General features: G+C 53.7%; 10 protein-coding genes. 8 read left to right on the top strand and 2 right to left on the bottom strand.

The window, feature by feature from the left end; translation table 11 throughout:
- Positions 1–79 precede the first annotated feature (79 nt).
- On the bottom strand, positions 80–1,234 hold the full coding sequence (gene metK, locus OGY35_RS04825; RefSeq protein WP_152405987.1) for a methionine adenosyltransferase: 1,155 nt from the start codon (positions 1,232–1,234) through the stop codon (positions 80–82).
- 138 nt (positions 1,235–1,372) lie between these two features.
- Between metK and OGY35_RS04820 the strand changes: the two genes are divergently transcribed.
- From OGY35_RS04820 to speB, 5 genes are all read left to right on the top strand, one after another.
- Positions 1,373–1,711, top strand: a complete 339-nt coding sequence (locus tag OGY35_RS04820; protein ID WP_286631561.1) for a hypothetical protein — start codon at positions 1,373–1,375, stop codon at positions 1,709–1,711.
- Between the two features lie 61 nt (positions 1,712–1,772).
- Entirely contained in the window at positions 1,773–1,916 is a 144-nt protein-coding gene (yqgG, locus tag OGY35_RS04815) for a small protein YqgG (RefSeq protein ID WP_286631560.1), read from the top strand.
- Between the two features lie 93 nt (positions 1,917–2,009).
- Positions 2,010–2,141 carry an acid stress response protein YqgB gene (gene yqgB / locus OGY35_RS04810; protein WP_152405986.1) on the top strand — a complete coding sequence of 44 codons (132 nt, stop codon included), beginning with the start codon at positions 2,010–2,012 and terminating at the stop codon, positions 2,139–2,141.
- 8 nt (positions 2,142–2,149) lie between these two features.
- Positions 2,150–4,126, top strand: a complete 1,977-nt coding sequence (speA, locus tag OGY35_RS04805) for a biosynthetic arginine decarboxylase (RefSeq protein ID WP_152405985.1) — start codon at positions 2,150–2,152, stop codon at positions 4,124–4,126.
- Positions 4,127–4,269: 143 nt separating this feature from the next.
- Positions 4,270–5,190 carry an agmatinase gene (gene speB / locus OGY35_RS04800; RefSeq protein WP_152405984.1) on the top strand — a complete coding sequence of 307 codons (921 nt, stop codon included), beginning with the start codon at positions 4,270–4,272 and terminating at the stop codon, positions 5,188–5,190.
- A gap of 197 nt (positions 5,191–5,387) precedes the next feature.
- Here the strand turns inward: speB and loiP are convergent, their stop codons facing one another.
- Positions 5,388–6,146 (bottom strand): metalloprotease LoiP, encoded by a 759-nt coding sequence (loiP, locus tag OGY35_RS04795; protein ID WP_178824039.1) that lies wholly within the window; start codon positions 6,144–6,146, stop codon positions 5,388–5,390.
- 278 nt (positions 6,147–6,424) lie between these two features.
- Between loiP and tkt the strand changes: the two genes are divergently transcribed.
- The 3 genes from tkt (at position 6,425) to OGY35_RS04780 (ending at position 10,582) form a co-directional block, all read left to right on the top strand.
- Entirely contained in the window at positions 6,425–8,416 is a 1,992-nt protein-coding gene (gene tkt / locus OGY35_RS04790) for a transketolase (RefSeq protein WP_152405982.1), read from the top strand.
- Between the two features lie 315 nt (positions 8,417–8,731).
- Positions 8,732–9,175: a PTS mannitol transporter subunit IIA gene (gene cmtB, locus OGY35_RS04785; RefSeq protein WP_152405981.1), complete on the top strand. Its 444-nt coding sequence runs from the start codon at positions 8,732–8,734 to the stop codon at positions 9,173–9,175.
- A gap of 27 nt (positions 9,176–9,202) precedes the next feature.
- Positions 9,203–10,582 carry a PTS mannitol transporter subunit IIBC gene (locus OGY35_RS04780; protein WP_152405980.1) on the top strand — a complete coding sequence of 460 codons (1,380 nt, stop codon included), beginning with the start codon at positions 9,203–9,205 and terminating at the stop codon, positions 10,580–10,582.
- Positions 10,583–10,589: the final 7 nt, after the last annotated feature.

The following is a 10,589-nucleotide window of genomic DNA, read 5'->3' as shown; positions in this document are numbered from 1 at the left end:
GCCGCCACCCGACAGATGCCTCGCGCAGAAATGCAAAAGGCCAGCGCGAAGCTGGCCTTAAGTCACGGATGTCGGTCGCTTATTTCAGACCGGCAGCCTCGCGCAGTACCTGCGCTTTGTCGGTTTTTTCCCACGGGAAATGTTCGCGACCAAAGTGACCGTAAGCAGCAGTCTCTTTGTAGATCGGGTGCAGCAGATCCAGCATCTGAATCAGACCGTACGGACGCAGGTCGAAGAACTCGCGAACCAGCAGCGTCAGTTGCTCAGTAGGCACTTTCTCGGTACCGAAGGTTTCCACCATGATGGAAGTCGGTTCAGCCACGCCGATCGCGTAGGAAACCTGAATTTCACAACGGTCAGCCAGGCCTGCGGCAACGATGTTTTTCGCGACATAACGCCCGGCGTAAGCCGCAGAACGGTCAACTTTCGACGGATCTTTACCGGAGAATGCGCCGCCACCGTGACGCGCCATGCCGCCGTAGGTATCAACGATAATCTTACGACCGGTCAGACCGCAGTCACCCATTGGGCCGCCGATAACAAAACGGCCGGTTGGGTTGATGAAGAATTTGGTGGCAGAGTTCAGCCATTCGGTCGGCAGAACTGGCTTGATGATTTCTTCCATTACCGCTTCTTTCAGCGACGCCTGATCGATATCTTCCGCATGCTGGGTGGAGAGCACGACGGCATCGATGCCGACAATTTTGCCGTCGTCGTACTGGAAGGTAACCTGGCTTTTCGCATCCGGGCGCAGCCACGGCAGAGTACCGTTCTTACGTACTTCAGCCTGACGCTGCACCAGACGGTGCGCGTAGGTGATCGGCGCAGGCATCAGCACGTCGGTTTCGTTGGTGGCATAGCCAAACATCAGGCCCTGGTCGCCCGCACCCTGTTCCAGCGGATCGGCACGGTCAACGCCCTGGTTGATATCCGGGGACTGCTTACCAATGGCGCTCAGGACGGCACACGAGTTGGCATCAAAGCCCATGTCGGAATGCACATAGCCAATTTCGCGCACGGTGTTACGCGTGATCTCTTCGATATCGACCCATGCGCTGGTGGTGATTTCACCGCCGACTAAAACCATGCCGGTTTTCACGTAGGTTTCACATGCGACGCGCGCTTTCGGATCCTGTTCCAGGATAGCATCCAGCACAGCATCAGAGATTTGGTCAGCGATTTTGTCAGGATGCCCTTCTGATACGGACTCGGACGTAAAAAGGTGTTTTGCCATTTTTTGTTTCACCTAAGGAGAATTTGGTTAGCTCAAACTGTTGTGCGGAAAAGCCAAAGCAGAAGATTCTACCAAGGCCTGCAGGTTAGTGACACTGGCAGTCTGAGTGTTAATCAGTATGGATGGATTAACATCTGGATGGCTATTTTAGGTCACTTCTTCACCCGATTTCCACTATTTTTTGAATCAGGTCTCACTGTGTTGAAAACCCTGGTGGAAATTTTTACAGATACTGCTGGCAATGTGCGCATTTATGTTTTGCTTTTTTACCGTGTTGTCGGTATAAAACGCGGCGCGCGGCTCATATCCGTCATACTTCAAGTTGCATGTGCGTTGGCTTCCTCGTTCGCCCCAGTCACTTACTCATGTAAGCTCCCGGGGACTCACTGCGTTGTCGCCTTCCTGCAACTCGAATTATTTTGGATAGACAAAAAGCACACGACGTTTTCTTCGTGTCGCCACTTCCAGCCGGGTTAAAACGTAGCTTTGGCTTGTGGGTTCGTTCCTGATGGAGCGGCCGTGGAGGTGATAAGAGATAATGAACCGTTGTATTCTGCTGAATCTGTTGCACCGTTCTGGTGTGCGTATGTCTCCCGCAATCTGCATCTCTGCTTTGCATACCTGCCGATGTTATACCCATCTCGGCGCTTCTCAGGACTCCAGAGCCGGTAACTGGCGCTAAGGACTGAACAAGGGCGCTCTTGTGTAAACAAGAGTTTTCTCGTGGTTTCGCCGAACCGTCATACGTAAGTTCGGTTACGTGTTTTACAATGATATGAAAAAGAAACCGGTCGCGCAGGCGGACTGCCAGCACTTTCTGCTGGGAAATCCGACTGTTTATGGGTTGTTATCGCCTCTTCGGATTGCGATAGTAGTCAACTGTTTTACACTTGTTACTAAAATTTGAGGTTCGCTATGTCTGACGACATGTCTTTGGGTTCGCCTTCGTCAGCAGGCGAACAGGGTGTACTACGCTCCATGCAGGAGGTTGCAATGAGCTCCCAGGAAGCCAGCAAGATGCTGCGTACTTACAATATTGCCTGGTGGGGCAATAACTACTATGACGTCAATGAGTTGGGTCACATTAGCGTGTGCCCGGACCCGGACGTACCGCACGCGCGCGTCGATCTCGCTAAGCTGGTGAAAGCGCGCGAAGCGCAGGGGCAACGCCTGCCAGCGCTGTTCTGCTTCCCGCAGATCCTGCAACACCGCCTGCGCTCTATTAACGCCGCGTTCAAACGCGCGCGTGAGTCGTACGGCTATAACGGTGACTATTTTCTGGTCTACCCGATCAAGGTTAACCAGCATCGTCGTGTGATCGAATCTCTCATCCACTCTGGCGAACCGCTGGGGCTGGAAGCCGGCTCTAAAGCTGAACTGATGGCGGTTCTGGCGCATGCCGGGATGACCCGTTCCGTGATCGTGTGTAACGGCTATAAAGACCGTGAATACATTCGTCTGGCGCTGATCGGCGAGAAGATGGGCCACAAGGTCTATCTGGTCATCGAAAAGATGTCTGAAATTGCGATTGTGCTGGATGAAGCCGAACGTCTGAACGTTATTCCGCGTCTGGGCGTGCGTGCGCGTCTGGCATCGCAGGGCTCCGGCAAATGGCAGTCCTCCGGCGGCGAAAAATCCAAATTCGGTCTGGCGGCAACGCAGGTACTACAACTGGTGGAAACCCTGCGCGAAGCCGGGCGTCTCGATAGCCTGCAACTGCTGCATTTCCACCTCGGTTCGCAGATGGCGAATATCCGCGACATCGCTACCGGCGTGCGTGAGTCCGCCCGTTTCTATGTTGAGCTGCACAAGCTGGGCGTCGATATTCAGTGTTTCGACGTCGGTGGCGGTCTGGGCGTGGACTACGAAGGGACCCGTTCACAGTCTGATTGCTCGGTGAACTACGGCCTGAATGAGTACGCCAACAACATTATCTGGGCGATTGGCGATGCCTGTGAGGAAAATGGCCTGCCGCATCCGACGGTAATCACTGAGTCTGGTCGTGCGGTTACCGCGCACCACACGGTGCTGGTGTCCAACATCATCGGCGTTGAACGTAACGAATATACCGTGCCTGTCGCCCCGGCTGACGATGCGCCGCGCGCGCTGCAAAGCATGTGGGAAACCTGGCAGGAGATGCACGAGCCGGGCACCCGTCGCTCGCTGCGTGAATGGCTGCACGACAGCCAGATGGATCTGCACGATATCCACATCGGCTACTCTTCCGGCACCTTCAGCCTGCAGGAGCGTGCGTGGGCGGAACAGCTTTACTTAAGCATGTGCCACGAAGTCCAGAAACAACTGGATCCGCAAAACCGCGCGCACCGTCCGATCATCGACGAACTGCAGGAGCGTATGGCGGACAAAATGTACGTCAACTTCTCGCTGTTCCAGTCGATGCCGGATGCGTGGGGTATCGATCAACTGTTCCCGGTCTTGCCGCTGGAAGGACTGGATCAGGTGCCTGAACGCCGTGCGGTGCTACTGGACATCACCTGTGATTCCGATGGCGCCATCGATCACTACATCGACGGTGACGGTATTGCGACAACCATGCCGATGCCGGAGTACGATCCGGATAATCCGCCGATGCTCGGTTTCTTCATGGTCGGTGCGTATCAGGAAATCCTCGGTAATATGCACAACCTGTTCGGTGATACCGAAGCGGTTGACGTGTTTGTCTTCCCGGACGGCAGCGTGGAAGTTGAGCTGTCGGATGAAGGGGATACCGTGGCGGACATGCTGCAATACGTGCAGTTGGATCCGAAAACGCTGCTGACGCATTTCCGCGATCAGGTGAAACAAACCGATCTGGATGACGCGTTACAGCAGCAGTTCCTCGAAGAGTTCGAGGCAGGTCTGTACGGCTACACGTATCTCGAAGACGAATAATGGCTGATGCCCGGGTGACTTGAACCTGGGCAATTAAGCAGCGATAATTTAGCGAATTACTGTGTTTACGAATCAAACCCTTTCTCGTCGGGCCTAACGACGCGGGAGGGTTTTTTTATATCGACGAATATGAGGTTTTTGCCATGAGCACCTTAGGTCATCAGTACGATAACTCCCTGGTTTCTAACGCCTTTGGCTTCCTGCGTCTGCCGCTGAATTTCCAGCCGTATGACAGCGATGCTGACTGGGTGATCACTGGCGTGCCGTTTGACATGGCAACGTCCGGCCGCGCAGGTGGACGTCACGGCCCCGCGGCAATCCGTCAGGTGTCAACGAATCTGGCCTGGGAACACAACCGCTTCCCGTGGAACTTCGACATGCGTGAGCGTCTGAACGTTGTGGACTGCGGCGATCTGGTTTACGCCTTTGGCGACGCGCGTGAAATGAGCGAAAAACTGCAGGCACATGCAGAGAAACTGCTGGCCGCCGGTAAACGTATGCTCTCTTTTGGCGGTGACCACTTTGTGACGCTGCCGCTGTTGCGTGCGCACGCAAAACACTTTGGCAAAATGGCGCTGGTGCATTTCGATGCCCACACCGATACCTATGCGAACGGCTGTGAGTTTGACCACGGCACGATGTTCTACACCGCGCCGAACGAAGGTCTGATCGACCCGCATCACTCTGTGCAGATCGGTATTCGTACGGAATTTGACAAAGACAACGGCTTTACCGTGCTGGACGCCTGCCAGGTGAACGATCGCGGTGTTGATGACATCATCGCTCAGGTGAAGCAGATTGTTGGCGACATGCCGGTTTATCTGACCTTTGATATCGACTGTCTGGATCCGGCATTCGCGCCGGGGACCGGTACGCCGGTGATTGGCGGCCTGACCTCCGATCGCGCCATCAAGCTGGTCCGCGGTCTGAAAGATCTGAACATCGTGGGGATGGACGTGGTGGAAGTGGCTCCGGCTTACGACCAGTCCGAAATCACCGCCCTGGCGGCGGCAACGCTGGCACTGGAGATGCTGTATATTCAGGCGGCGAAGAAAGGCGAGTAACGGATTTCGGGCTATTTTACTCGCCATTTTGAACCCGGACAGTGCTCGCCATCCTCACGTACTACGTGTACGCTCCGGTGGCTGTGCGCTGTCCGGGCCCAAACTGGCTTCGCCAATAACGCCCGATAATCGGACTGAATTTGTTGTTCTGTAGGCCGGATAAGGCGTTTACGCCGCCATCCGGCACTGCTCAATGGTTACTTAATCCCGTCCGCTTTCATGCGATCGCGAATATGCTGCGCACGTTCTGCGGAGGCCGGGTGATCGTCAAACATGGAACTCTGACGACCTTCTTCCAGTTTCGCCAGTTTTTCGAAGCTGGTGGCAAGACCCGCCGGGTTGATACCGCGCTTGCGCAACAGATCGTACGAGTAGTCGTCTGCTTCCGACTCCTGACGCTGGGAGAACTGCGAGTTCACCAGTTTTTCCCCCAGATCGCCGAGCTGTGACTGCGACAGGCTGCCGACAATCCCGCCTGCAGAAGCCGCGGCGGCGCGAACGGCGTTGGTGCCCAGCGCTACCTGCATACCTTTCTTCACGTGTCCGAGCGCAACGTGCCCCATTTCATGGCCAATCACCGCTTCGACTTCGTTATCCGTCATCATGTCCATCAGGCCGCTATACACGCGAATACAGCCATTCGCCATCGCGAAGGCGTTCACGTCTTTCGCCATGTAGACCTTATAGTTTACCGCTTGTCCATTGATGTTATCACCGAGCGCCGTGGCGATTTTACTCAGGCGCTTCGCGTACTCGCTGCCGGCAGGCGCGATGGTTGCTTTACCATCCATTTCCGTACAGGCCTGGTTGCTTAACGCGATAACCTGCGCGTCGCTCAGACTGTAGGCCTGAAAAGCCTCAGCCCCCGAAGAGAGCAGTCCGTTGGAGTTCATATTCTGGCAGCCGGTCAGCACCGTCGCCATGCCCATAACAAGCAGTAACGCGCGAATCTTCATGTTTTTTCTTCCACACGAAATGAGGATTGTTCTAAAAATGCGCTATTTGCAGATGAATTAGCGCTCACGCTAAGTATAAAGAAAAGAACAACAAGCGGGCGAGCAGATTGCGCAACATGCGAGTGTGATCCGGAGATTTCTGAAGCGGCAAAAGGATGCTCCATGTACATGACAGGCGGCTTGGGTTACATTGTTGGCACTTTTTTCCGGCGTAGCCCAAAACGCGCTGTCGTCAAGTCGTTGCGGGTATGGCCTTCATCATCCGATCTGGAGTCAAAATGTCCTCACGTAAAGAGCTTGCCAATGCTATTCGTGCGCTGAGCATGGACGCAGTACAGAAAGCCAAATCCGGTCACCCGGGTGCCCCGATGGGTATGGCTGACATTGCCGAAGTCCTGTGGCGTGATTTCCTGAACCACAATCCAGGCAACCCGTCCTGGGCCGATCGTGACCGCTTCGTTCTGTCCAACGGTCACGGCTCCATGTTGATTTACAGCCTGCTGCACCTCACCGGTTACGATCTGCCGATGTCTGAGCTGCAGAACTTCCGCCAGCTGCATTCCAAAACCCCGGGTCACCCGGAAGTGGGTTACACCGCCGGTGTGGAAACCACCACGGGTCCGCTGGGGCAGGGGATTGCTAACGCAGTCGGTATGGCTATCGCTGAAAAAACACTGGCGGCACAGTTCAACCGTCCGGGCCATGACATCGTTGACCACTACACCTATGCGTTCATGGGCGACGGCTGCATGATGGAAGGTATCTCTCACGAGGTATGTTCTCTGGCTGGTACGCTGAAACTGGGTAAACTGGTGGCGTTCTACGATGACAACGGTATCTCTATCGATGGTCACGTTGAAGGCTGGTTCACTGATGACACCGCGAAGCGTTTCGAAGCCTACGGCTGGCACGTCGTTCGTGGCGTTGATGGACACGATGCGGACGCTATCAAACGCGCGGTTGAAGAAGCTCGCGCCGTTACCGACAAACCGTCCCTGCTGATGTGCAAAACCATCATTGGTTTCGGTTCCCCGAACAAAGCCGGTACCCACGATTCCCACGGTGCGCCGCTGGGCGACGCAGAAATCGCACTGACCCGCGAACAGCTGGGCTGGAAATACGCGCCGTTCGAAATCCCGTCTGAAATCTATGCTCAGTGGGATGCGAAAGAAGCAGGCCAGGCGAAAGAATCCGCGTGGAACGAAAAATTCGCGGCCTATGCGAAAGCCTTCCCACAGGAAGCGGCTGAATTCACCCGTCGTATGAAAGGCGAAATGCCGTCTGATTTCGACGCGAAAGCGAACGAATTCATCGCTAAGCTGCAGGCCAACCCGGCGAAAATCGCCAGCCGTAAAGCCTCTCAGAATGCAATCGAAGCCTTCGGCCCGCTGCTTCCTGAGTTCCTCGGCGGCTCCGCTGACCTCGCGCCGTCTAACCTGACTATCTGGTCTGGTTCGAAGGCCATTAACGAAGATACCGCTGGTAACTACATCCATTACGGTGTCCGTGAATTCGGTATGACCGCGATTGCCAACGGTATCTCGCTGCACGGCGGTTTCCTGCCGTACACCTCCACCTTCCTGATGTTCGTGGAATATGCCCGTAACGCGGTGCGTATGGCTGCGCTGATGAAACAGCGTCAGGTGATGGTCTACACCCACGACTCCATCGGCCTGGGTGAAGATGGCCCGACTCACCAGCCGGTAGAGCAGGTAGCTTCACTGCGCGTAACGCCGAACATGAGCACGTGGCGTCCGTGTGACCAGGTGGAATCCGCGGTGGCGTGGAAGTACGGCGTTGAGCGTCAGGACGGTCCGACCGCGCTGATCCTCTCCCGTCAGAACCTGGCGCAGCAGGAACGTACTGCAGAGCAACTGGCAAACATCGCTCGCGGTGGCTACGTACTGAAAGATTGCGCAGGCCAGCCAGAGCTTATCTTCATCGCGACCGGTTCTGAAGTTGAACTGGCGGTTGCCGCATGGGACAAACTGACCGCCGAAGGCGTGAAAGCGCGCGTGGTCTCCATGCCGTCTACCGACGCGTTCGACAAGCAGGATGCCGCTTACCGTGAATCCGTTCTGCCGAAAGCGGTTACCGCTCGCGTAGCAGTGGAAGCCGGTATCGCTGACTACTGGTTCAAATACGTGGGCCTGAACGGCGCGATCGTTGGCATGACCACCTTCGGTGAATCTGCTCCGGCAGAGCTGCTGTTCGAAGAGTTTGGCTTCACCGTCGATAACGTTGTCGCGAAAGCAAAAGCACTGCTGTAATCATTACAACAGCCTCTAACGGGTCGCTTCGGCGGCCCGTTATCATCTCAAAAGCTAATTATTTTCTCTCAGGCAAGTGCTTATTGTAGATCTGATTCACAAAAATGATATTTAGTGTGATTGTATATTTGCAATGCACATCACGTAATTGCCCTTGCTATTTTAATTTTAATTTATAACGTTCTGTTTTCTAATGATTTGCATTATTGCCTCTTTTGTCTGCCCCTGTTTTTCCCTCGATTGATTTCGTTTTGCCGCACGCGTATTTTGTTTTTAGCGATAAGTTGTACCCTAAAAATAAAATAAGGATAATTTATGCGGTTGATTGACTATTTTCCTGACGCCTCTATCTCAATAAAATCGGCGGCAAAGAACTGGCAGGAAGCCATTGATTTTTCCATGTCATCGCTGTTGGCGAATCATTATGTCAATGCAAACTATATTCAGGCTATAAAAGATTCGACGATAAACAATGGTCCTTATTATATTCTGGCTCCCGGTGTGGCTATGCCTCATGCTCGCCCGGAATGTGGTGCGTTAAAAACAGGTATGTCATTAACGCTACTTAAACAAGAAGTACAGTTTGCCGAAGATGATGAACCCATAAAATTACTCATTGGGTTATCAGCGGCGAATGCCGATTCACATATCGGCGCTATCCAGGCGTTAAGCGAACTATTATGTGAAGAGGAAAATCTGGCAGCATTATTCGCTGCTAAATCAGAAAAACAGCTGGCGGATATTATCGCTCGCGCATAATCATTTTCTCCTCGACAGGATATTATCATGGAACACAAGTCTGCTCGTGCAAAGGTCCAGGCTTTTGGGGGATTTTTGACTGCAATGGTCATCCCTAATATCGGTGCTTTTATTGCCTGGGGTTTTATTACTGCATTATTTATTCCGACCGGGTGGATGCCCAATGAGCATTTCGCCAAAATAGTCGGCCCGATGATTACCTATTTGCTACCCGTGATGATTGGTTCCACCGGCGGACATCTGGTGGGCGGGAAGCGTGGGGCAGTGATGGGGGGAATCGGTACCATCGGCGTGATTATTGGCGCGGATATCCCGATGTTCCTCGGTTCAATGATCATGGGGCCGCTGGGTGGTCTGGTGATTAAATACATCGATCGCCTGCTGGACCAGCGTATTCCTGCGGGTTTTGAGATGGTGATTAATAACTTCTCTTTAGGCATTGCCGGGATGTTATTGTGCCTGCTGGGGTTTGAAGTCATTGGCCCGGCGGTACTCATTGCCAATAATTTTGTGAAAGAGTGTATTGAGTCACTGGTGCATGCCGGTTATCTGCCACTGCTCTCATTGATTAACGAACCCGCGAAAATTCTCTTTCTGAATAATGCGATCGACCAGGGCGTTTATTATCCGCTGGGAATGCAGCAGGCCTCGGAAACGGGAAAATCCATCTTCTTCATGGTGGCGTCGAACCCTGGCCCCGGTTTAGGTTTACTGCTGGCGTTTGCCTTCTTTGGTAAAGGGATGGCGAAGAAATCTGCACCTGGCGCCATGATTATCCATTTTCTCGGCGGTATCCACGAACTCTACTTCCCGTATGTGCTGATGAAGCCCCTGACCCTGATCGGCATGATTGCCGGGGGAATGAGCGGAACATGGGTCTTCAATCTGTTAGGTGGCGGCCTGGTGGCGGGTCCCAGTCCTGGATCGATTTTCGCTTACCTGGCATTGACGCCAAAAGGCGCTTTCCTTGCCACGATTGCGGGCGTCACGGCGGGAACGGTGGTGACCTTTGTCATTACTTCCTTCATTCTCAAAATGGAGAAAAATAGCGAAGTTGAAAGCAAAGATGCCTTCAGCGAGTCCGCTAATGCCGTCAAAGCCATGAAGCAGGAAGGCAACTTTTCATATCGCAATGTCAAACGTATCGCCTTTGTGTGTGATGCCGGCATGGGGTCCAGCGCGATGGGGGCAACGACGTTTCGTAAGCGTCTGGAAAAAGCCGGGTTGTCTATCGATGTCAAACATTACGCCATCGAAAATGTCCCTGATGATGCCGATATTATCGTGACGCACGCCAGCCTTGAGGGGCGCGTTAAGCGAGTCAGTAATAAGCCCTTAGTGTTGATAAAAAACTATATTGGCGACCCGCTCCTTGACGATTTATTTAATCACTTAACGTCGAATTAGCATTTCT

The organism is Citrobacter sp. Ct235 (assembly GCF_030332305.1).
GTDB lineage: Bacteria > Pseudomonadota > Gammaproteobacteria > Enterobacterales > Enterobacteriaceae > Citrobacter_A > Citrobacter_A telavivensis.
Note: the sequence above shows the minus strand (reverse complement) of the source record. Positions and strands in the feature narration are given on the sequence as shown.